A 23273-nucleotide genomic window follows, 5' to 3' on the forward strand; every position below is an offset into this window, starting at 1 on the left:
GAGGGGAGCGCCAGATACAACAAAGCCGGGCTAAACCCGGCTTTGTTATGGAATAAGGCGGTGCCTAACTCGACGTTTCGCCCGGAGGTTGATAAAGCTACGCTATTATCAGAAGTTGGACGGCAGGCACCTTGTTGTGCGTCATTCGAAGTTTATGTAGCGCGTCCCTAAGGGGCTGACATAAGAAGGTGAATGAGCCACTGGTTACTATTATGCAGTAATTGTGCCAACATTCAAAAGACTTTGTTAACACAATGATAGATATGAAAAATATCGTTATTCATGCTAAAAATGGCTCTGCCTGTTTTTTGCCCTTTCTGTCGCCAATCAGCAACACTCGCAACACCTAAAAACAAAATCATTTTAAATCAAATGGTTAAGTGTCTCTTTTTGGCGACAGCCTACCTCCACTCATGTCGGGATTTCCCGACACTTTAATCTTGCGGCATAAGCACTAGTTTATTGCCGGATGGCGGCGTAAACGCCTTATCCGGCCTACCGCTTGACGTTCAAGACGGTAGCTACAACCGCGCTTCTCCGTGGGCCTGATAAGCGTCGTCTACAAAAAGCCCCTCGTGAAGAGGGGCTTAATGGCTATCGGGCTAATTAACCAAGCTGCTTACGCGCATTACGGAAGATACGCATCCACGGGCTATCCTCGCCCCAGTTTTCCGGGTGCCAGGAGTTGGCGACGGTGCGGAATACGCGTTCCGGATGCGGCATCATAATCGTCACCCGACCGTTTTCGGTCGTCACCGCCGTGATGCCGTTCGGCGAACCGTTCGGGTTAGCCGGATAGGTTTCGGTCACGTGGCCGAAATTGTCTACATAGCGCAGGGCGACCAGGCCTTTGCTCTCAAGCGCGGCAAGATGCGCATCGTCACACACCTCAACGCGCCCTTCCCCATGGGAAACCGCAATCGGCATCTGTGAGCCTACCATTCCTTGCAGCAGCAGCGATGGGCTTTGCGTCACTTCCACCAGGCTGAAGCGGGCTTCGAAGCGGTCAGAATGGTTACGTACAAAACGCGGCCACAGTTCGCTGCCCGGGATCAGCTCGCGCAGATTCGACATCATCTGACAACCGTTGCACACCCCAAGCGCCAGCGTCTGCGGACGATGGAAGAAGGTTTCGAATTCGTCGCGCACCCGATGGTTAAACAGAATGGATTTCGCCCAGCCTTCGCCCGCCCCCAGCACGTCGCCGTAGGAAAAGCCGCCGCAAGCCACCAGAGCGTGGAAGTTACCCAGACCGATACGACCGCCCAGCAGGTCGCTCATATGGACGTCAATCGCGTCAAAGCCCGCACGATGGAACGCCGCCGCCATCTCCACGTGAGAGTTCACCCCCTGCTCGCGCAGGACAGCGACTTTCGGTCGTGCGCCTGTCGCAATGTACGGCGCGGCGATATCTTCATTAATATCAAACGACAGCTTCACGTTGAGGCCCGGATCGGCATCATTCGCTTTCGCCTCGTGTTCCTGGTCGGCACATTGCGGATTGTCGCGCAGACGCTGCATCTGCCAGGTGGTTTCCGCCCACCAGACACGCAGCGTAGTACGGCTTTCGCTGAATACCGTCCGATCATTAGCGGTAATTACAAAGCGATCGCCAGCCAGAGCCTGACCAAGGTAGTGGACGCAGTCAGCAAGGCCGTACTGCGCCAACAGCGCTTCGACCGCGTCTCTGTCTTCAGCGCGTACCTGAATCACGCCGCCCAGCTCCTCGTTGAACAGTGCGGCCAGATGGTCATCGCCCAGCGCGGCGATATCGACCTGCACGCCGCAGTGGCCGGCAAAGGCCATCTCGGCCAGCGTCACCAGCAGACCGCCGTCGGAACGGTCGTGCCAGGCCAGTAATTTACGCGCAGCGACCAGCGCCTGCATGGCGTCATAGAAGCCTTTCAGTTGCGCGACGTCACGCACGTCCGCGGGTTTGTCGCCAAGCTGACGATAGACCTGCGCCAGCGCCGTTGCACCCAGCGCGTTGTGGCCCTTGCCAAGATCGATCAGCAACAAGGCGTTATCTTCCGTTGACAGCTGCGGCGTAAGGGTGTGACGCACGTCTTCCACGCGGGCAAACGCGGAAATCACCAGCGACAGCGGCGAGGTCATTTCGCGCTGTTCGTTGCCTTCCTGCCAGCGGGTTTTCATCGACATCGAATCTTTGCCCACCGGAATCGTCAGGCCAAGCTGCGGACAGAGTTCCTCTCCCACCGCTTTAACCGCGTCATACAAACCGGCATCTTCGCCAGGATGACCGGCTGCCGCCATCCAGTTAGCGGAAAGTTTGATGCGCTTGATATCGCCAATCTGCGTCGCGGCAATGTTAGTCAACGCTTCACCGACGGCCAGACGGGCGGAGGCGGCAAAGTCCAGCAGCGCCACCGGCGCGCGCTCGCCAATCGACATCGCTTCGCCGTAGTAGCTGTCGAGGCTGGCGGTAGTGACCGCGCAGTCAGCCACCGGGACCTGCCACGGGCCAACCATCTGGTCACGCGCCACCATACCGGTGACGGTACGGTCGCCAATAGTGACAAGGAAGGTTTTTTCCGCCACGGTCGGCAGATGCAGAACACGCTTTACCGCGTCGGTAATCGTGATATCCGCGCGGTTCAGCGCATCGCCTTTCGCCTTCAATGTTTGCACATCGCGGGTCATTTTCGGCGTTTTGCCCAGCAGGACATCCAGCGGTAGGTCGATCGGCTGATTGTCGAAATGGTTATCATGCAACGAGAGATGCTGTTCTTCGGTAGCGTCGCCAATGACCGCATACGGCGCGCGTTCGCGCTTACACAGTTCGTCGAACAGCGGCAACTGGTCAGCCGCGACCGCCAGCACATAGCGCTCCTGGGATTCGTTACACCAGATTTCAAGCGGGCTCATGCCCGGCTCGTCGCTAAGAATGTCGCGCAGTTCGAACTTCCCGCCGCGCCCGCCGTCGCTCACCAGCTCCGGCATCGCATTGGAGAGACCGCCCGCGCCCACATCATGGATAAACAGGATTGGGTTGGCGTCGCCCAACTGCCAGCAGCGGTCGATCACCTCCTGGCAGCGGCGTTCCATTTCCGGGTTGTCGCGCTGTACGGAAGCAAAGTCGAGGTCAGCGTCAGATTGGCCGGAAGCCATTGACGATGCCGCGCCGCCGCCGAGGCCGATATTCATCGCCGGGCCGCCAAGGACGATCAGCTTCGCGCCGACGACGATCTCGCCTTTCTGCACGTGATCGGCGCGGATATTACCGATCCCGCCCGCCAGCATGATCGGCTTATGGTAGCCGCGCAGCTCTTCGCCGTTGTGGCTGTTCACTTTCTCTTCATAAGTACGGAAGTAACCGGTCAGCGCCGGGCGACCAAATTCGTTGTTAAACGCCGCGCCGCCCAGCGGACCTTCGGTCATGATATCCAGCGCGGTGACAATACGTTCCGGCTTGCCAAAATCCTCTTCCCACGGCTGTTCAAAGCCCGGAATACGCAGGTTGGAAACGGAGAAGCCCACCAGCCCGGCTTTTGGTTTCGCGCCACGCCCGGTGGCGCCTTCATCACGAATTTCGCCGCCGGAACCGGTCGCCGCCCCCGGCCACGGAGAGATGGCGGTTGGGTGGTTATGCGTTTCGACCTTCATCAAAATGTGCGCGGGCTCCTGATGAAAATCGTAACGGCCGGTATTGTGGTCGGCGAAGTAGCGCCCCACCGCAGATCCTTCCATCACCGCGGCATTGTCTTTATAGGCAGAGAGCACATAGTCCGGCGTGGTTTCGAAGGTGTTTTTAATCATTTTAAACAGCGACTTCGGCTGCGGTTTACCGTCGATAATCCAGTCGGCGTTAAAAATCTTGTGGCGGCAGTGCTCGGAGTTCGCCTGGGCGAACATGTACAATTCGATATCGTTCGGGTTGCGCCCCAGTTTGGTAAACGCCTCCTGCAAATAGTCGATTTCATCTTCCGCCAGCGCCAGACCGAGACGCAGGTTGGCGTCAATTAACGCCTGACGGCCTTCTCCCAGCAGATCGACACTGGAAACCGGCGCAGGCTGATGGTGGATAAACAGTTTTTCCGCATCGGTTAAAGAAGAGAACACCGTCTCCATCATACGGTCGTGCAGCTCTGCGGCCACTTGTCGCCACTGTTCCGCCGTCAACGTCGAAGCCTCGATATAGTACGCTACGCCGCGCTCCAGCCGATCAACCTGTTGCAGGCCGCAGTTGTGGGCGATATCCGTTGCTTTTGAAGACCAGGGGGAGATGGTACCAGGACGCGGTGTGACCAACAGGAGTTTACCCGCCGGCGTATGGCTGCTAAGCGCCGGGCCGTATTGCAGCAGACGGGTAAGCTGCGCCTGCTCGCTATCATTTAACGGGGCGTTCAGGTCAGCAAAATGGACATACTCAGCGTATATATTGTGGACCTGGAGGTTGGCAGCCTGAAAGCGCGCCAGCAGTTTATTGATACGGAATGCAGACAGTGCAGGCGAACCACGCAGAATTTCCATCATAAGTCTCTCGTCTTCTAAGCTTTGGTGTGCGCAAGGGGGGAAACGGCCGTCATTATAAAGAATCTGACGCGCCGACGAAACCGTTTGCGTATAAATAAAATCACCGCTTTTTCTTGTCATACGGTGCGGCTATCGTTGCGAATAAGTTGCCAACTGGCGCATTGTTACGCAAAATGCCGCTCATTAATGACTTATCTATTGCAGCAAAACATCTTTTTCAGCCCGAGGCAACGCACGATCCAGAGAATTAACTAATTGAAAAAATTAAAGATTAATTATCTGTTCATCGGCATATTGACGCTGCTGCTGGCAGCAGCCCTTTGGCCCTCAATCCCCTGGTTCGGTAAAACCGAAAACCATATCGCCGCGATTCAAGCCCGGGGGGTACTGCGCGTCAGTACGATCGACTCGCCATTAACCTATTCCGTTATCAACGGTAAAAAATATGGTCTGGACTATGAACTGGCGCAGCAGTTCGCCAACTATCTCGGCGTGAAGCTGAAAGTGACGGTGCGCCAGAATATCAGCCAGTTGTTTGACGATCTGGATAACGGCAATGCCGACCTGCTCGCGGCTGGGCTGGTCTACGACAGCGCACGCGTTAAAAACTATCAGCCCGGCCCCATGTATTATTCAGTTTCGCAACAGCTCGTCTACCGGGTCGGACAATATCGCCCACGCTCGCTGGCGACCGTTAACGAGAATCAGCTTACCATTGCGCCAGGGCACGTCGTGGTCAATGATTTACAGCGTTTAAAAGAGACAAAGTTTCCCGACCTGAGCTGGAAAGTGGATGATAAAAAAGGCTCGACGACGCTGCTGGAAGAGGTCATCAGCGGCAAACTGGATTACACCATTGCCGATTCAGTGGCGATCAGTCTGTTTCAGCGCGTTCATCCCGAGCTGGCCGTGGCGCTGGATGTCACGGATGAACAGCCCGTGACCTGGTTTAGCCGACTGGACGACGATAATACGCTCTCCGCCGCGCTGCTCGATTTTTTCAATTCGATCAATGAAGACGGTTCTCTGGCGCGGATCGAAGAGAAATATCTGGGACATGGCGATGATTTCGACTACGTTGATACCCGCTCTTTCCTGCGAGCGGTGGATAACGTCCTGCCGGAGCTGGAACCGTTATTTAAAAAATATGCCAAAGAGATAGACTGGCGCCTGCTGGCGGCGATTTCTTATCAGGAATCGCACTGGGATCCGCTGGCGACCTCGCCAACCGGCGTGCGCGGCCTGATGATGCTGACTAAAAATACCGCCCAAAGTCTGGGGCTGACCGACCGTACCGATGCGGAGCAAAGCATCAGCGGCGGCGCTCGCTATCTTGAAGATATGATGGCTAAAGTTCCCGAAACCGTTCCGGAAGACGAGCGTATCTGGTTTGCCTTAGCCGCCTACAATATGGGTTATGCGCACATGCTCGATGCCAGATCGCTGACGGTAAAAACCAAAGGCAATCCGGATAGCTGGACCGATGTGAAGCAGCGTTTGCCTCTGTTAAGCCAAAAACCGTATTACAGTAAGCTAACCTACGGTTACGCGCGTGGACATGAGGCTTATGCTTATGTGGAAAATATCCGTAAATACCAGATAAGTTTAGTGGGGTATTTGCAGGAAAAAGAAAAGCAGGAAGCGGAAGCCATGAAACTGGCGCAGGATTACCCGGCGGTGTCGCCGGAGGAGCTGAATAAAGCGCCCTTCCCCCTCCTGTCGTTTTTATCGCAGTCATCAGGCTACCTGACGCATTCGCCGTCTTTACTGTTTACGCCGCAGAAGAAAGAAGAAAAATAGTGCGATGGTCTTATCGGATGGCGACGCGCAACGTCTTATCCGGCATTGCGCTATACTGCCGGCCCCGCGCCTTCCGCACGGTCGGCTTTCTTCAGGGCTTTAATTTCCTGACGACGCATACGGAAAAAATCACTGAGCAGCGTCGCACATTCATCGCGCAGCACCCCTTCAATAATGTCGACCCGGTGATTCATTCCCGGATGGTGCAGCACATCAATTAGCGATCCGGCCGCGCCGGTTTTTGCATCGCGCGCGCCAAAGACAACGCGTCCAATGCGGCTATGCACTATAGCGCCTGCGCACATCACACAGGGTTCCAGCGTGACATACAGCGTGGTATCCAGTAACCGGTAATTCTGCAATACCAGACCTCCCTGACGCAGCGCCATTATTTCAGCATGCGCAGTAGGATCGTGGCGGCCAATGGGTCGGTTCCAGCCTTCGCCAATGACACGATGGTTATGCACCAATACCGCGCCAACCGGAACCTCGCGTTCGTCCCAGGCGCGTTTCGCCAGCGTCAGCGCGTGGCGCATCCAGTATTCGTGATCTAATTCGACATCAGACAAAGAGATAACTCCGGTAATGAAAGCGGGCGGCATTATACACAGACGCTATGCGTTTCACTATTCGAGCTGCTGCAGCTCGCCGTGCGGCGTCACCCGCCAGCGATGCTGGCAAAAATAAAGCAGCGGGTTATCCTGTTTGCTGTCGCTGTAGCCGCTATAAAGACGCAACGGCGTACCGATTTTACGTTCCAGTTGCGCGACTTTTTCATGGCCCAGACAGCGCACGGTTAATACCCAGCCGCCATACCGTCGCGCCATCTGGCTGGCGATGAGGTTAACGCGCGGCAACCACGGCGTATCAAAATAGACTTGCTCTACCAATGATTGCGGAGAACCGGTAATAAGCCAGATATCCGCGTCAGAGCTCAATAGATAGGTGGTCAGACGCTCCTGTACAACCGGAAACGCCGTGACGTTAGCGCGAAACCAACGGACAAAATCCGCCTGATGCGCCTGCAAACGCGTTTCGCTATGGCCAAAAGTACAGCCCCACAATAACAGACTCATCGGCCAGCGGGCCGCACGCCCTTTTACCAGTAAACCGATACCGATAATGGGCAACAACGGCAGTACGAGCAGCGCATTTAGCGGCTGACGGCGCAGCAAATAACGCAGAAAACTGCCGAACATATCCTGTTGATGTAACGTTCCATCCAAATCAAAAAAGACGACACGACGCTCGTGGCTGACCAAACCTTACTCCTCTGGATCATTGAACCCCAGCAGCCAGGTAAAAATAAACCCGGCAATTACCGCTATTAAATAGCCTAACAGATAGAACAGGACTTTTCCGGCAACAATTGTTAATGCCAGCGGCAAACCGGAAATACCAAAGGTAATTACCGTCGCCACTTTCCAGTAGCTGATCAACGCCCCGCCTACCGCGCCGCCGAGGCAAGCGCCAATAAATGGCTTACCCAATGGCAGCGTGACGCCAAAAATCAGCGGCTCGCCAATTCCCAGCAGTCCGACCGGAAGCGCGCCTTTAATCACCTTTTTGAGTCGCGCATTGCGGGTTTTCATCAGTACGGCAATGGCCGCGCCTATCTGACCAACGCCCGCCATCGCCAGGATGGGAAACAACGCGTTATAGCCGTGCGCTTGCACCAGCTCCACATGAATAGGCACCAGCCCCTGATGTAGCCCGGTCAGTACCAACGGCAGGAAGGTTCCGGCTAACACCGCGCCCACCAGAAAACCGCCGCGATCGATAGCCCAGGACGCGCCGTGAGCGATAGCGTCTGAAATCCAGCCGCCAAGCGGTTGCAGAGCGACAATCGCTACCGCGCCGGTGATAACAGTCGTCAATAAAGGGTTAAGAATTAACTCCAGCGACCCCGGCAGCAGCTTACGGAACTGGCGCTCAATCCAGCACATTAACGCCACCACCAGCAGGACGGCGATGACGCCGCCCCGTCCCGGCTGAAGCGCCTCGCCAAAGAGCGTAATCTGCGCCAGTTGCGGGCTGGAAAGGATCCCCGCCATCACGCCGCCTAACGCCTGCGATCCGCCAAAGACTTTCGCGGTATTGACGCCAACCAGAATGTTCATGATAGCGAACACCGCGCTGCCAAATATCCCCATCAGGCCCAGCAGGTTAGGATAGTGGACGGCAACGTCGCCGACGATATCCGGACGTTTAAGAATGTTGATAATGCCGGTAATCAAGCCGGATGCGATAAAGGCGGGGATAAGCGGAATAAAAACATTCGCCAGCTTACGCAACGCATCGCTCATCGGCGCTTTATACTTCGCTTTCGCCTCGGATTTGGTACGCGCCATAGCGTCATCCGGCTTTACACCACCTGCGGCAATCTGCACGCGCATCGCATCAACCACCTGTGCAGCCTTCCCCGGCCCAACGATCAGCTGATGTTGCTCCCCTTGCTTTACGTATCCACTGACGCCAGGCAACGCTTTTAAGCGCGGAATATCCAGTTGGCTGTCGTCCTGTACCTCCACCCTGACTCGCGTCATACAGTTTTCCAGGCGCAGAATATTTTGCTCTCCGCCGATACCACGTAAAATGTCGCTGGCGAGCGCTGCCGTCTTATCCATACACACCTCTTTAGTGTTCTAACGCCGCCCTTAAAAAGCCCTGATGAGCAGCGAGTTTTTCCCTGGCGGCTGCAGCATCCAGCCCCGTAAGCGCCATCAAAATGGCGGGCTTAACCTCAAAATCGGTCTGTTTCAGCAACGTTTCCGCCTCTTCACGACCTATCCCGGTCGCTTCAACGACCATCCGACACGCGCGATCGACCAGTTTGACGTTGGTGGCTTTCATATCCACCATCAGGTTTTGATAGACCTTGCCGAACTTCACCATCGCGCCGGTAGAAATCATATTGAGCACCATTTTCTGCGCGGTGCCGGATTTCAGCCGCGTGGAGCCGGTAAGCGCTTCCGGCCCGACAACGGGCGAAATAGCGATATTAGCCTCCCGCGCAATAGGCGAATCTGGATTACAGGAGACGGCAACAGTGGTACAACCGGACTGTCGCGCATAGCGCAGGCCGCCAATCACATAGGGTGTACGACCCGACGCCGCGAGCCCCACGACCAGATCCTGTTCTTGCAGATTTAGCGCGACAAGATCGTCTTCGCCTGCCTGTTGGCTGTCTTCCGCGCCTTCGACCGCTTTCAACAACGCGCCCGGCCCGCCGGCAATCAGTCCGACGACCAGACCGTGCGGAACGCCAAACGTCGGGGGGCATTCTGAGGCATCCAGTACGCCAAGCCGACCACTGGTGCCCGCGCCCATATAGATGATACGTCCGCCAGCCTTCAGCGCCGCCGCTGCGGCATCCACCGCACGCGCGACGTCAGGCAGAGTGGCTTTTACTGCTTCCGCTACCCGCGTATCCTGTTCATTAAAACGCTTAACTAATTCAGGAGTAGGCAACGCATCCAGATCCATCGTTTGCGGGTTACGGGTTTCAGACACTAAGGTACCAAGATTCATTTTTGTCCCTCTGGAATTTTTAATTCATAATAAGCGTCCATGATGGAATAGAATATTCCCCCAGGCGAGTGAAATTTCGTTTTGTCGTCGCCATCACGTTTCGCAGGAGCTGCCCATGAACTGTTTGATTCGTATTCGCCAGCGTTATCCGGATCTCGCGCAAAGCGACAGGAAACTGGCGGATTATCTGCTCGCGCAACCGGATACGGCGCGGCATCTGAGCTCGCAGCAACTGGCGGCCGAAGCGGGCGTCAGCCAATCCAGCGTAGTCAAGTTCGCGCAAAAACTGGGGTTTAAAGGGTTTCCTGCATTGAAACTGGCTATCAGCGAAGCGTTGGCCAGCAATCCTAATCCGCATTCCGTTCCCGTTCATAACCATATTCGCGGCGACGATCCGATGCGCCTGGTCGGGGAAAAATTAATTAAAGAGAATGTGGCGGCGATGCACGCCACGCTGGACGTTAACAGTGAAGAAAAGCTGTTAGAAAGCGTCACGATGCTGCGCCACGCCCGCCGTATTGTGACCACCGGGATTGGCGCCTCTGGGCTGGTGGCGCAAAATTTTGCCTGGAAGCTACTGAAGATTGGCATTAACGCGGTGGTTGAGCGCGATATGCACGCCCTGCTGGCGACGGTGCAGGCGCTGGCGCCGGAGGATCTGCTGCTGGCGATCTCTTATTCCGGGGAACGGCGCGAGCTGAACCTGGCGGCGGACGAAACATTACGCGCAGGCGCGAAGATCCTGGCCATTACCGGTTTTTCTCCCAACGCCTTGCAGCAGCGCGCCACCCGCTGTCTGTATACGATTGCTGAAGAGCAGGCGACGCGCAGCGCCGCTATCTCCTCGACACATGCGCAAATGATGTTGACCGACTTACTGTTTATGGCGCTGGTACAACAGGATTTAGAGCGGGCGCCGGAGCGTATTCGCCATAGCGAGGCGCTGGTAAAAAAACTGGTTTGAAAATGGCTCTTCCGCCTCATGCAGAAGAGCCATCAAGTTTATTGCGCTTCTTTAGCGTGAATCAATTGCGTCAGGAGTTTGTTAACCGGTACGGCAATATTGTTCTGAGCGCCGATTCGCGCAATCGCACCATTTAAATAGTCGATTTCGGTCAGTCGGCCTTTATGTAAATCCTGATGCATAGAAGGATAGTGGTGGCCGCTCTCACGCGGATCGAACACTTTCTTCACCGTATTCATCACCATTTGCTCAGTCAACGGAATATTCTGGCTGGCAGCAACTAACACAAACTCATCAACTACCGCTTGCGCTAAATCTAAAGCACCAGGCCGCTGACCAAATCCGCCGACATTACAATCCAGTAGCGCGCAATAGGTGTTCATTACGCTATTAAAGGCTGCTTTCTTCCAGATCGATAATAATACGTCAGGGCTTATTTCAGCATTCAATCCAGCGCTATTAAGGGTGGCAATGACCTTAGCCTCTTGAGCCGAATCATGGCTGGCAATCGGCTGCAGTTCAATCGTTCCGGTACCGGTGGCCATAATATGCCCAGCCCCCTCCAGTTCGCTGGACCATAACGTCACACCCGCATAGATTTTCTGCCGATCGACATATTTCTCCAGCGTTTCGATATTTCCCAGGCCGTTAGATAAAATCATCACTACTTTCGCGGCTGGCAGTAATGGCTTAATACGCTGTAACATGCTATCCAGCTGCATGGCTTTGGTAAACAGAATAACCAGCTCAAACTCCCCCTGGGATTCATCAGCCAACATAGCAGGGATGGGGTAATACTTCTGAGTCGTTTCCGTTTCGACAAACAACCCCTTGCTACGAATAGCGTCAACATGCTCCTGCCAGCTATCGATAAGCGTCACGTCGTGCCCGGCCTCCAGCAGCATATAGCCAAAACGACATCCCATAGCGCCTGCACCTGCGATTGCAATTTTCATTTTTATTTCCTTATTATCTGATTAATGAATTTTGGCTAAAACCGTTGCGACATATTTCTTCGTTATCAGGGTCAACACGACTCCAATAAGCAATAGCACCGTTGTCAAAATAAATACCGTATTGTAGCTTCCGGTATATTTTGCAATAGCGGACGTGACGTAAGGAGCAATAACCGCACCGACGGCAAAACCAAAATACATAAAGCCGTAGTTTAGTCCCTGGTTACGCATACCAAAATTCTGGCTGGTCAAGCCAGGGAAGATAACTAATATACCGGCATAAGCAAAGCCCACGCCCAGAGCGCTGAAATAGAATACCGAAGTATTACCGTTGAAGAACAACAATAGCAGCATGCAGACGCAGGTAAAAAGATAAACGATAACCAGAGTATTGTAGCCGCCTAATTTATCGGTTAACCCTCCCCAGAACAGGCGACCAATTGAGTTAAATATCGATACCAGGCTAACGACTAATGCACCGGACAGTAAACCGTACTGCGTCATACCAATTTGCGCAGAGCTTGAGCTAATTACCATCCCAGAGAACACGCCCAGCGCCAGAATCATAAACAACAGCCAGAAGCGCAGATCTTTCAGCATGTGCCGATAGTTTTTATCCATTGGCGATGCTTTAATTCCTCCGCTATCTTTTGCTGGCGCGCTACGAATAAAGAACTGGACGATAAAAATAACCACCAGATAAACAATACCCAGATATAACAACGCCCGACTAACATCGTGAGTTTGCGCCATAAAATATTCGGCCAGGCGGGTGCAAAGTAGCGTCCCGACGCCAACACCCGCCAGTACGATACCGCTGGCCAGACCGCGACGGTCGGGGAAAAATTTCAGAATATTATTAAGATTACCCGTAAAAGCCAGGCCCGATCCCAACCCGGCAATGACGCCGTAGGTTAAAAACAGCATGGGCAAATTATCCACAAACCCGGACAAGATAAAACCTAAAGAAAACAGGATACCGCCGATAACTATCGCCTGCTTTCCTTTACCATTGTCGATCATTCTCCCGCCCCAAATCATCGGTAAAGGAATGATCCCCATGTTGATAGAGAATGCTAACGCCAGCGTAGCCGGATCCCAATGATATTGCGCCATGAGTGGTGTTTTGAAATAGCTAAATGCGTAGACGCCCCCGAGCACAAAATTGATGCACACGTGAGCGGCAAGCATTCCCCAGCGGTTGATTGATGCCGACATAATTTTCCCTTTTTAAAATGCACTGATCACAGTTTAAAAAAAGCAAAATAGGCAAACAATTTGGTATTTTTTATAATCGTTATAACAAAACCCAATCGATTGGCATTAAATTTTAATGAATATCAAACAACTACATTCCTTCCTGATATTGTGTGATGAATTACATTATGGTCGGGCAGCCAGTCGCCTGTTTATCACTCAGCCATCATTAAGTCAGCAAATCAAACAACTTGAGTCATCACTTAAGACAATATTATTTAAGCGAAAAGGTAGAGGAATTAAATTAACAAAAGCAGGTATTATTTTGCAACGACACGCTAACAAAATAATGCTGGATTTAAAAAATGCAGAAAATGAACTTCTTCCCTATCAAGATCAACAGCGCGATACTATTTCAATCGGGGTGTCAGGCAGCTACCTGGTCCTGCCCGCTTTTCGCAACTTTATGGCGCACCATCCGGAAATATCTTTAAATGTTAAAGAGTTCTCAACTGAGCAAACCATTAAAAAGCTGACGGATAGCGCCGTTGATATTGGCATTGTTTATCGAATAGCGCTCCCTGCCCAGCTAAGCTCGACCATGCTGTTTGAAGATGAAATTATCGCTGCAATCCCACTTTCTCATCCTCTGGCGACACGCGAACGTCTGCATTTAAAAGATTTAAACGACCAACCCATTATCGTGCTTAATGACTCTCTGCTATTAAGAGGAATCATCACCACTGAATTTAATAACCGCAAAGTCGTTCCTAACGTCATCTGCGAACTGGATAACCACTACTCATGCCTTGAGTATGCCGAAGCGCAGATTGGCATCGCATTTATTACCCGCTCGCTAACCCATTTATCGACACCCAAAAATGTTCGCCTGGTTTCACTGGGCATCCCCGCATTCTTTATTCCTGTCATGCTGGTGCACAGTAATGACCTTTCACTGGATAACGCAACCATCTGCCTGCTCAAGCAGATCAAAAATTTTTACACTGTAGATAACAAATCAGCGCCAGAAAAGAGCTGGCCCGAGCAGAAAATAGGCGTATAATGCCCGCCCGATTTGTGTTGTTTCTGAGAATTTCCTGATGGCGCTGTTAATCACCAAAAAATGTATCAATTGCGATATGTGCGAGCCGGAGTGCCCGAATGAGGCGATTTCAATGGGCGACAGCATTTATGAGATTAACAGCGACAAATGCACCGAGTGTGTAGGCCATTACGAAACGCCGACCTGTCAGAAAGTCTGCCCAATCCCCAATACGATTTTGCAGGATCCCGCCCATGTCGAAAGCGAAGAACAGTTGTGGGATAAGTTTGTTCTGATGCATCACGCAGATAAACTGTAAGCGGGTTAACGCACTTCCAACGCAACAATGCCTGATGGCGCTATGCTTATCAGGCCGACAATATATCGGCCTGTAGGTCAGATAACGTGTTTACGCCGCCATCCGGCAAATCTAACTTTCCAGAATGACCGTAGCGCAGGCGTAATGGCGTTCATCGGCCAACGTGACATGCATGTGCGCCACACCGAGTTTTTCCGCCAGCGTTAACGCCTCGCCCCACAGCCGCAAACGTGGTTTTCCCAGCTCATCGTTAAACACTTCGAACTGATTAAACGCCAGACCGTTGCGGATGCCGGTGCCAAAAGCTTTCGCTGCCGCCTCTTTGACCGCAAAACGCTTGGCGAGAAAACGCACCGGCTGCTGATGCGTCTCCCAGATAGCCCACTCGTTGTCACTGAGCACACGCCTTGCCAGACGTTCGCCGGAACGGGAGATCACTGCCTCAATGCGGGCAATCTCTACAATATCCGTTCCCAGGCCGAGAATCGCCATTAGCCGCGCGCTTCCAGCATCAAACGTTTCATTTCAGCCACCGCCTCTTTCAGGCCCGTCATCACCGCCCGACCAATAATGGCATGACCGATATTAAGTTCGTGCATTTCCGGCAGCGCGGCAATAGCTTTGACGTTATGGTAGGTCAGGCCATGACCCGCATTTACTTTTAGCCCCAGGCGAGCCGCCAGGGTCGCGGCGCTGGCAATACGCGCCAGCTCTTTTGCCTGTTCCGCATCGGTTTCTGCGTTGGCGTAGCAGCCGGTATGGATTTCGATAAACGGCGCGCCGACTTCCGCCGCCGCGTTGATTTGCGTTTCATCGGCATCGATAAAGAGCGAAACCTGGATGCCAGCCGCCGCCAGGCGCGCACAGGCATCACGCATTTTATCGCGCTGTCCGGCCACATCCAGACCGCCTTCGGTGGTGACTTCCTGGCGTTTTTCCGGCACCAGACAACAGAAATGCGGCCTGGTTTCTACGGCGATCGCCAGCATCTCTTCGGTCACCGCCATCTCCAGATTCATACGCGTATGCAGCGTCTGACGCAGAATGCGCACATCGCGATCGGTAATGTGGCGACGATCTTCGCGCAGGTGTACGGTAATGCCGTCCGCGCCTGCCTGTTCAGCAATAAACGCCGCCTGTACCGGATCCGGATAGTCGGTGCCGCGCGCATTACGTAACGTGGCAATGTGGTCAATATTGACGCCTAACAGTAATTCAGCCATGACAATCCTCGTTAATCTTTCTTCGTTTTTACTGTGCGTTTGGGCATAAATTGCCGGAACAGCTCCCGGCTTTTTAACGGTTTTCCCCCAAGATACGGCTTTAATGCCATACGGGTAAAGCGTTTAGCGGCACGCAGGGTATCTACATCCGGGAATTCCCGCGCCTCCAGCGCTTTCAGGTGCCGTCCGGTAAAGGTGTTGTTATCGATGACGACGCTGGCGAAAAAGCCTTTTTCTTCGCGGTAACGGTAGGTCATGGTGTCATCCACCCGTTCGCCGCTGCCTGCACAGTGGGTGAAATTGACGCCATACCCCAGATGTCCCAGCAACGCCAGTTCGAAACGTCGCAACGCCGGTTCAGGCGAGCCGGTGGTTCCCGCCAGCGCCTGAATACAGTTCAGATAATCAAAAAAGAGTTCGGAGAAGCGCGTTTCATATTCCAGTACGCGAGAGAGGAGTTCGTTGATATACAGGCCGCTATAGAGCGTAATACCGCTTAACGGCAGCGCCAGAGAAACTGCCTCGGCGCTGCGCAGGGTTTTCACCTCGCCGCGTCCGCTGTAGCGTAGCAATAACGGCGTGAAAGGCTGTAACGCGCCTTTCAGATTGGAACGTTTAGATCGCGCGCCTTTGGCGACAAGGCGCACGCGCCCCGATTCTTCCGTGAAGACGTCCAGCATCAGGCTGGTTTCGCTCCAGGGGCGACTGTGCAGAACAAATGCGCGCTGCCACCCTTCCACGCGGTGTTAACTCACAGATCGTCTACGTAACCGAGACTGCGCAGAGCGCGTTCGTCATCGGCCCAGCCGGATTTCACTTTCACCCACAATTCCAGGTGTACCGGCGCTTCAAACATCTCCTGCATGTCTTTACGCGCTTCAATACCAATGGTTTTGATTTTGGCACCTTTGTTGCCAATCACCATCTTCTTCTGCCCTTCGCGCTCGACGAGGATCAGCCCGTTGATATCATAGCCGCCGCGTTCGTTGGTAACAAAACGTTCAATCTCAACGGTAACGGAATACGGCAGCTCGGCGCCGAGAAAACGCATCAGCTTTTCACGGATGATTTCAGACGCCATAAAGCGCTGAGAGCGATCGGTGATGTAATCTTCCGGGAAGTGGTGAATAGCTTCCGGTAAATGTTTACGCACGATACCGGCAATGGTATCGACGTTCATACCCGTTTCAGCAGAGATCGGTACGATATCAAGAAAGTTCATCTGGCTTGCCAGGAACTGGAGGTGCGGCAGCAAATCGGCTTTTTCCTGCACGTTATCCACCTTGTTAACGGCGAGAATAACCGGCGCTTTGCCATCGCGCAGTTTGTTCAGGACCATTTCGTCGTCCGGCGTCCAACGGGTGCCTTCCACAACGAAAATCACCAGCTCAACGTCGCCAATCGAACTGCTCGCCGCCTTATTCATCAAACGGTTAATGGCGCGCTTTTCTTCCATATGCAGTCCCGGGGTATCGACATAGATTGCCTGATACGGGCCTTCGGTATGAATACCGACAATGCGGTGGCGCGTGGTCTGCGCTTTACGGGAAGTGATCGAAATCTTCTGCCCAAGCAGTTTGTTCAGCAAGGTGGATTTGCCAACGTTCGGACGCCCGACGATGGCAATAAATCCGCAGTAAGTTTTGTCAGTGCTCATTCCAACTCCAGTTTTTTCAGCGCCTGTTCGGCGGCAGCCTGCTCCGCCTTACGACGGCTGGAACCCGTGCCAACCACCGGTTCGCTCAGGCCGCTGACCTGGCAGTGGATAGTAAATTCCTGATCGTGCGCCTCGCCGCGTACCTGCACAACCAGGTAAGATGGCAGCGGCAGATGGCGGCCCTGCAAATACTCCTGCAAGCGCGTTTTAGGATCTTTTTGTTTATCGCCCGGACTTATCTCATCCAGACGGGTTTTATACCAGTTAAGGATTAACTGCTCGACGGTCTGGATATTGCTATCGAGAAATACTCCGCCGATTAACGCTTCCACGGTGTCCGCCAGAATGGACTCCCGACGGAATCCGCCGCTTTTTAATTCGCCCGGCCCTAAACGCAGGCACTCGCCTAAATCAAACTCACGGGCTAATTCCGCCAGCGTATTACCACGTACCAACGTGGCGCGCATACGGCTCATATCTCCCTCATCCACCCGTGGAAAACGGTGATAAAGCGCGTTAGCGATAACGAAGCTCAGGATTGAATCGCCTAAAAACTCCAGGCGTTCGTTATGTTTACTGCTGGCGCTGCGGTGAGTCAATGCCTGCTGCAACAGCTCCTGATGATTAAAAGTGTAGCCCAGCTTCCGTTGAAGCCGATTAATTACGATGGGGTTCATGCGATACCAATAAATGAATGCGTCAACAATCCAGCACACGAAACAGACCTGATACACGTCATCTGTCCTGCCGCATCGCTGCAGCGGAAAGAAGGTTGTCTATAACCAACGCTGTTTCGTGTGCCGTGGCGACCAAACGGCGCCAACCTAAAACTTCGGGGGAATATTCTATACACAACGACAGGGGATGTCGTTAGTCTGAGGGAATTTATCCAGGAAATAATTCACGCTGCCGCTAAAAAGACGGCAGCGTGAACGATCATTTCGTCACAGTTAGTGAATACCGCCGATACGACTCAGGCGTACGCCTGTCGGCCACTCCCCTTCCTGCTTGTCAAAGCTCATCCAGATAGCGACCGCTTTACCGACCAGATTCGCTTCCGGAACAAATCCCCAGTAACGGCTATCCGCACTGTTATCGCGGTTGTCGCCCATCATGAAATATTGTCCCGGTGGTACAACCCAGGTCGCCAGCGGTTGTCCTGGCTGTTGGTAATACATGCCCAACTGATCCTGGGCTATCGGCACCATCAGGATGCGGTGCGTTACATCGCCTAACGTCTCTTTACGTTCGGTCAGGCGAATGCCGTTTTCTTTTGTCTCGTTTAGCGGAACCTCAAAGAAACCGCTGGTCGCTTCTCCACCGTTACGGCGGGCAAAAGTCTGTACAAAATCGCTCGGCTCAACGTTAGAGTAGGTAACCGGCAGCGCATTTTCGCACGCCTGACCGGAGCTACAGCCAGGCTGAATCGTCACCTCTTTTGCAACCGGATCATAAGTGATTTTATCGCCCGGCAAACCGACGGCGCGTTTGATGTAATCTAACTTAGGATCTTCCGGATATTTAAATACCACAATATCCCCGCGCTTTGGATGACCGGTTTCAATCAGGGTTTTCTGGTAGATCGGATCTTTAATGCCGTAGGCAAATTTTTCCACCAGAATAAAATCGCCGATAAGCAGTGTCGGCATCATTGAGCCTGACGGGATCTGAAAGGGTTCATAAAGAAATGAACGAACGATCAGAACGATCGCCAGAACCGGGAAAACCGACGCCCCGGTCTCCAGCCAGCCCGGCTTAGGCGCCACTTTATTGAGCGTAGCGTTATCCAGCGCATCTCCCGACGCCGTTTGCGCGGCAGCCTGGCGCGCCCGACGTTTTGGCGCGAAAACAAACTTATCAACGCACCATAAAATGCCCGTCACCAGTGTGGCTATCACCAGAATCAGGGCAAACATGTTCGCCATGCCAACTCCTTAGGGATTATTTATTGTCTTTACCGACATGCAGAATGGCTAGGAACGCCTCCTGAGGCAGCTCGACGTTACCGATCTGCTTCATGCGTTTCTTACCTTCTTTCTGTTTCTGCAGCAGTTTTTTCTTACGACTGATATCACCGCCGTAGCACTTCGCCAGCACGTTTTTACGTAACTGTTTTACCGTCGAACGGGCAATAATATGCGTACCAATCGCCGCCTGAATCGCGATATCAAACTGCTGGCGTGGGATCAAATCTTTCATCTTCTCCACCAGCTCGCGACCACGGCTTTGCGAGTTATCGCGGTGCGTGATCAGCGCCAGCGCATCGACACGCTCGTTGTTGATTAACACATCAACACGCACCATATCGGAAGCCTGGAAGCGCTTGAAGTTATAATCCAGAGACGCATAGCCGCGCGACGTCGATTTCAGACGGTCAAAGAAGTCGAGCACCACTTCCGCCATCGGGATTTCATAGGTCAACGCGACCTGGTTACCGTGATACACCATGTTAGTTTGTACGCCGCGTTTCTCAATACACAGCGTAATAACGTTACCTAAATAGGCTTGTGGTAACAGCATATGACATTCGGCGATAGGCTCGCGCAGTTCATAAATGTTATTCAACGGCGGCAGCTTGGAGGGGCTATCAACATAGATAGTCTCTTTCGCCGTTGTTTCTACTTCATAAACCACGGTCGGCGCAGTGGTGATCAGATCCAGATCGTATTCGCGTTCCAGACGCTCCTGAATGATCTCCATGTGCAACAGGCCGAGGAAGCCGCAGCGGAAACCAAAACCCAGCGCCGAGGAGCTTTCCGGTTCATAAAACAGTGAGGCGTCGTTCAGGCTTAGCTTGCCGAGCGCGTCGCGGAAACTTTCATAATCGTCGGAGCTGACCGGGAACAGACCTGCATAGACCTGCGGTTTCACCTTCTTAAAGCCCGGCAACGCTTTTTCCGCTGGGTTACGCGCTGAGGTTAAGGTATCGCCAACCGGCGCACCGAGGATATCTTTAATGGCGCAGACCAGCCAGCCTACTTCGCCGCACTTCAGCTCGGTACGATCAACCTGTTTCGGCGTGAAGATCCCCAGGCGGTCAGCGTTGTAGGTCTGCCCGGTACTCATCACTTTAATTTTGTCGCCTTTACGCATGGTGCCGTTTTTAATACGCACCAGCGATACCACGCCCAGGTAGTTATCGAACCAGGAGTCAATAATCAGCGCCTGCAGCGGGCCGTCCGGATCGCCTTGCGGCGGCGGGATATCGCGCACCAGGCGTTCCAGAACATCCGTCACGCCGACACCCGTTTTGGCGGAGCAGCGTACCGCGTCCGTCGCATCGATACCGACAATGTCTTCGATTTCTTCCGCCACACGCTCCGGATCGGCGGCTGGCAGGTCAATCTTGTTAAGCACCGGCACCACTTCAAGATCCATTTCCATCGCGGTGTAGCAGTTCGCCAACGTTTGCGCTTCTACGCCCTGGCCGGCATCCACCACCAGCAGCGCGCCCTCGCAGGCGGCTAACGAACGGGAAACTTCATAGGAAAAGTCAACGTGTCCCGGCGTGTCGATAAAGTTCAGTTGATAAGTTTCACCATCAGACGCTTTAAAATCCAGCGTCACACTCTGGGCTTTAATAGTAATACCGCGCTCACGCTCAAGATCCATCGAATCAAGTACCTGAGCTTCCATTTCACGGTCAGACAGGCCACCGCAGATTTGGATAATACGGTCAGACAGCGTCGATTTACCGTGGTCAATGTGAGCAATGATCGAAAAGTTACGTATGTTCTTCATAGAGATAAATTATTATGCCTTACGCCTGGTTGACCAGACTTTAGAGGTCGCTGTTCTGAGCTTAACGTCTGTTTTAACTGAAACGCCGCATTCTACACTACAACGCTAAGGCGAGGAAATGTTCATAGTGTAAGGAGAACGGGAACTGGAAAACGCCTCGCTTTTTTCCTGTAAAACACCGCAACGCAGGAAAAGCGCATGCTTATCGGGACAACAACCCAACGCGGCAGGTGTACCGTTGGGCAAAACGTTTACTGGCGCGTTTCGATTGAGGTAGTTTCGACGCGAACAAGGTCCGGCGGGAGGGCAACGTTTAAAATCACCGGCTGCCAGGCGTCGCGCTCCGCCAGTTTTCGGGAATAGCCGCGGGCAACCAGAAAACCGCCCACGCCGCCCAACACGGCCCCGCTTAATGCGGCAAGGTCAGATCCAAACAGCATCTGAAAAAGCGCCGCACAAAGAAATAGCCCCGCTAAAGGCGACATATAGACCAGCATCGCCGAACCTAAAAGGCTTTTTTCGGCGATGCCCAACTCGACTTTCTGCCCCGGCGCCAGCGGCTCCGCGCTTGGCACAACAATGGTATGCGTGGTTTGCGGCCCTAATTTATTCAGCACGCGACTGCCGCATCCCGCACGGGAGGCGCAGCTGCTGCATGACGCTTTAACGTCGCAGCTCACCACCGCCTGACCATTCTGCCAGGAGACAACGGTTGCCCACTCTTTAATCATTGTACTGCCCTGAATTTGATACTGTCGGCAATGCGCTTCGCCGTTTGCGGCGGAAGCTCGCCGACAATGGTGATTTCCGCGTTGTCGCGAACGCTGCTATAAACCGTTCGGCGCCCGGTGCGCAGCATCTGATCGCTGCTGTTTTGCGTCGCCCGGTTCACATTGACGGAAAAGCTAAACAGACCGTCAGAATAAAGCCGCGATTCGATAGGCAGGTTATCCATCGTCGGCAACGGACGACGGCTGCTGGAAACTTCGCTAAAGCCTTGCGGCACCCAGGATGGACTCCAGTTAAATTTCGTTTTTTCGCCACCGGGAACAGAAAGCAGCGGCGGCAGATTCGCCTTCGCCAGCGCCTGCATGTTGCTGCCGATATCCTGACTCACCGTGAACGCAATAACGCGGAACTGCTCCAGCGTCTCGCCATCGCGATCCAGCAGATCAACGCGCATCGGTAGTTTGGTGTCCATGTCCATCCAGACGATATAGCTGTAACGCGTACCATCGCGCGCCACAACGCGGATAACTTCGCACAATCTGTCTGCGATACGGGTGCGTCCGACGGAAATAAAGTCGTAGTAAGGCGCCAGACGCTTGAAGTCGGTGTAAATCAGGGAAGGCAGAGAATCGACAATATAATCACCGTTCAGGGTGAACGGCTCAAGGCCCGGTTCAAAATAACTGATTTCATTACCACGTTGTACGACCTCCCGGCGGGGACCGTCCAACTGTAGCAATTGCGCAAGCGGGCGACTATCCAGGCGTGCGTGTCGATAACGCAGAGATTCAACGCCTTGTTTCGTGATGCTGACGAATGACAGCTCGTAATTCAGTGACTGACTGGCGATGTTCATCTGCTGCAATAACGCCCCGGACGCAGGGTCGGCCGAGGCGTTTACTGAGAAGAACAGGCTAGCCGCCACAAGGGACATGGCAAACCAAAGTTGCTTCATTACTGCGATTGCGTTCCTAAAGTTTGGATTCCTGGCACCTGTACCGCGGCTTGCTGGGTTTGCGCCTGCTCAAACTGAAGCTGTTCGGAGTGCAGTCGGCGCTGCAGTTCATAGTCCTGCAACATGGCATTAATGCGACGACGCTGCTCCTGTACCTGCTGTTGCTGACTGCCGACAGGCGCTGCTTCAGAAGGCACTCCCAGACTTACCGGGCTGGCTTTCCCCATCATAGGCAGGGTATTGAAAACCGGCGTTTCAGGTTGTTGGGATGTTTCAGATTGCCCATTATAGTGCTGGACACCGACGATAACTGCAAGTGAAACGCACGCCGCCACGCCCATTTGGGTAAGCTGCGCCGCCCACGGACGCACTTTTTTCCAGAACGGCATTTTCTGCCATTGCTGCGGAGCGGGTTGGGCCTCAGGGATTAATGGCGACACCTGACGTACTGGCTCGTTTTCAATAGCGGCCATCACGCGAGCGGATATATCGAAATGGAGAACGTCAGGCGTATCCCCCCGCATTGAATCGCGGATCAGGTGATAACTCTCCCAGGTTTTCTGCATTTCCGGGTCGTGCGTAAGCGCTTTGAGCAGCTCACTATCCAACGTTTCGCCATCCATCAAAGCGGAAAGTTTTTCTTTCTGCATGCCTAATACCTTTTC

General features: G+C 53.5%; 22 protein-coding genes. 5 read left to right on the plus strand and 17 right to left on the minus strand.

What is annotated here, in order from left to right; translation table 11 throughout:
• Positions 1 to 606 precede the first annotated feature (606 nt).
• Complete coding sequence (gene purL, locus J4645_RS18110) at positions 607 to 4494, minus strand: phosphoribosylformylglycinamidine synthase (RefSeq protein ID WP_024147054.1); 3888 nt, start codon at positions 4492 to 4494, stop codon at positions 607 to 609.
• 21 nt (positions 4495 to 4515) lie between these two features.
• Between purL and J4645_RS18115 the strand changes: the two genes are divergently transcribed.
• On the plus strand, positions 4516 to 4749 hold the full coding sequence (locus J4645_RS18115; RefSeq protein ID WP_001543559.1) for a hypothetical protein: 234 nt from the start codon (positions 4516 to 4518) through the stop codon (positions 4747 to 4749).
• Positions 4750 to 6294 (plus strand): membrane-bound lytic murein transglycosylase MltF, encoded by a 1545-nt coding sequence (gene mltF / locus J4645_RS18120; RefSeq protein ID WP_000734249.1) that lies wholly within the window; start codon positions 4750 to 4752, stop codon positions 6292 to 6294.
• 50 nt (positions 6295 to 6344) lie between these two features.
• Here mltF and tadA read toward each other — a convergent pair whose 3' ends face one another.
• The 4 genes from tadA to murQ are packed head-to-tail and all read right to left on the minus strand — an operon-like array spanning position 6345 to position 9825.
• Positions 6345 to 6896, minus strand: coding sequence for a tRNA adenosine(34) deaminase TadA (gene tadA / locus J4645_RS18125; protein ID WP_001134556.1), 552 nt, complete (start codon positions 6894 to 6896; stop codon positions 6345 to 6347).
• A 24-nt stretch (positions 6897 to 6920) separates the two neighbouring features.
• Complete coding sequence (gene yfhb / locus J4645_RS18130; protein WP_000253558.1) at positions 6921 to 7556, minus strand: phosphatidylglycerophosphatase C; 636 nt, start codon at positions 7554 to 7556, stop codon at positions 6921 to 6923.
• A 3-nt stretch (positions 7557 to 7559) separates the two neighbouring features.
• Positions 7560 to 8921 carry a PTS transporter subunit EIIC gene (locus tag J4645_RS18135; RefSeq protein ID WP_000361660.1) on the minus strand — a complete coding sequence of 454 codons (1362 nt, stop codon included), beginning with the start codon at positions 8919 to 8921 and terminating at the stop codon, positions 7560 to 7562.
• A gap of 10 nt (positions 8922 to 8931) precedes the next feature.
• Positions 8932 to 9825, minus strand: a complete 894-nt coding sequence (gene murQ / locus J4645_RS18140) for an N-acetylmuramic acid 6-phosphate etherase (protein WP_001048532.1) — start codon at positions 9823 to 9825, stop codon at positions 8932 to 8934.
• A gap of 115 nt (positions 9826 to 9940) precedes the next feature.
• On the opposite strand from murQ, the gene J4645_RS18145 reads away from it, so the two are divergent.
• Complete coding sequence (locus J4645_RS18145) at positions 9941 to 10789, plus strand: MurR/RpiR family transcriptional regulator (RefSeq protein WP_000995688.1); 849 nt, start codon at positions 9941 to 9943, stop codon at positions 10787 to 10789.
• 38 nt (positions 10790 to 10827) lie between these two features.
• Here the strand turns inward: J4645_RS18145 and J4645_RS18150 are convergent, their stop codons facing one another.
• Both J4645_RS18150 and J4645_RS18155 read right to left on the minus strand, forming a co-directional pair.
• Complete coding sequence (locus J4645_RS18150; RefSeq protein ID WP_000684032.1) at positions 10828 to 11745, minus strand: oxidoreductase; 918 nt, start codon at positions 11743 to 11745, stop codon at positions 10828 to 10830.
• A 21-nt stretch (positions 11746 to 11766) separates the two neighbouring features.
• Positions 11767 to 12963 carry an OFA family MFS transporter gene (locus tag J4645_RS18155; RefSeq protein WP_001276368.1) on the minus strand — a complete coding sequence of 399 codons (1197 nt, stop codon included), beginning with the start codon at positions 12961 to 12963 and terminating at the stop codon, positions 11767 to 11769.
• A 115-nt stretch (positions 12964 to 13078) separates the two neighbouring features.
• On the opposite strand from J4645_RS18155, the gene J4645_RS18160 reads away from it, so the two are divergent.
• Positions 13079 to 14005 (plus strand): LysR family transcriptional regulator, encoded by a 927-nt coding sequence (locus tag J4645_RS18160; RefSeq protein ID WP_001022462.1) that lies wholly within the window; start codon positions 13079 to 13081, stop codon positions 14003 to 14005.
• Positions 14006 to 14042: 37 nt separating this feature from the next.
• Positions 14043 to 14303 carry a YfhL family 4Fe-4S dicluster ferredoxin gene (locus J4645_RS18165; RefSeq protein ID WP_001196290.1) on the plus strand — a complete coding sequence of 87 codons (261 nt, stop codon included), beginning with the start codon at positions 14043 to 14045 and terminating at the stop codon, positions 14301 to 14303.
• Positions 14304 to 14414: 111 nt separating this feature from the next.
• On the opposite strand, the gene acpS is transcribed toward J4645_RS18165, so the two are convergent.
• From acpS to rseA, 10 genes are all read right to left on the minus strand, one after another.
• Entirely contained in the window at positions 14415 to 14795 is a 381-nt protein-coding gene (gene acpS, locus J4645_RS18170; RefSeq protein WP_000986043.1) for a holo-ACP synthase, read from the minus strand.
• Positions 14795 to 15526 (minus strand): pyridoxine 5'-phosphate synthase, encoded by a 732-nt coding sequence (pdxJ, locus tag J4645_RS18175; protein ID WP_000818972.1) that lies wholly within the window; start codon positions 15524 to 15526, stop codon positions 14795 to 14797. The genes acpS and pdxJ overlap by 1 nt, the downstream gene beginning before the upstream one ends.
• Before the next feature lie 11 nt (positions 15527 to 15537).
• Complete coding sequence (gene recO, locus J4645_RS18180) at positions 15538 to 16266, minus strand: DNA repair protein RecO (protein ID WP_000399380.1); 729 nt, start codon at positions 16264 to 16266, stop codon at positions 15538 to 15540.
• An 11-nt stretch (positions 16267 to 16277) separates the two neighbouring features.
• The gene (gene era / locus J4645_RS18185; protein WP_000102230.1) at positions 16278 to 17183 is read right to left on the minus strand and encodes a GTPase Era; all 906 of its coding nucleotides are present in this window, start codon (positions 17181 to 17183) and stop codon (positions 16278 to 16280) included.
• On the minus strand, positions 17180 to 17860 hold the full coding sequence (rnc, locus tag J4645_RS18190; RefSeq protein WP_001068341.1) for a ribonuclease III: 681 nt from the start codon (positions 17858 to 17860) through the stop codon (positions 17180 to 17182). The genes era and rnc overlap by 4 nt, the downstream gene beginning before the upstream one ends.
• A gap of 273 nt (positions 17861 to 18133) precedes the next feature.
• The gene (gene lepB / locus J4645_RS18195) at positions 18134 to 19108 is read right to left on the minus strand and encodes a signal peptidase I (RefSeq protein ID WP_000002559.1); all 975 of its coding nucleotides are present in this window, start codon (positions 19106 to 19108) and stop codon (positions 18134 to 18136) included.
• Between the two features lie 16 nt (positions 19109 to 19124).
• Positions 19125 to 20924 (minus strand): translation elongation factor 4, encoded by a 1800-nt coding sequence (gene lepA / locus J4645_RS18200; RefSeq protein WP_000790154.1) that lies wholly within the window; start codon positions 20922 to 20924, stop codon positions 19125 to 19127.
• A gap of 251 nt (positions 20925 to 21175) precedes the next feature.
• Complete coding sequence (rseC, locus tag J4645_RS18205) at positions 21176 to 21655, minus strand: SoxR-reducing system protein RseC (protein ID WP_000589089.1); 480 nt, start codon at positions 21653 to 21655, stop codon at positions 21176 to 21178.
• Positions 21652 to 22608 (minus strand): sigma-E factor regulatory protein RseB, encoded by a 957-nt coding sequence (rseB, locus tag J4645_RS18210; RefSeq protein ID WP_000812021.1) that lies wholly within the window; start codon positions 22606 to 22608, stop codon positions 21652 to 21654. The genes rseC and rseB overlap by 4 nt, the downstream gene beginning before the upstream one ends.
• Positions 22608 to 23258, minus strand: coding sequence for an anti-sigma-E factor RseA (rseA, locus tag J4645_RS18215; RefSeq protein WP_001168374.1), 651 nt, complete (start codon positions 23256 to 23258; stop codon positions 22608 to 22610). The genes rseB and rseA overlap by 1 nt, the downstream gene beginning before the upstream one ends.
• Between the last annotated feature and the right edge of the window lie 15 nt (positions 23259 to 23273).

Source organism: Salmonella sp. 32082101201600294FB01SM01 (assembly GCF_017572865.1).
GTDB lineage: Bacteria > Pseudomonadota > Gammaproteobacteria > Enterobacterales > Enterobacteriaceae > Salmonella > Salmonella enterica.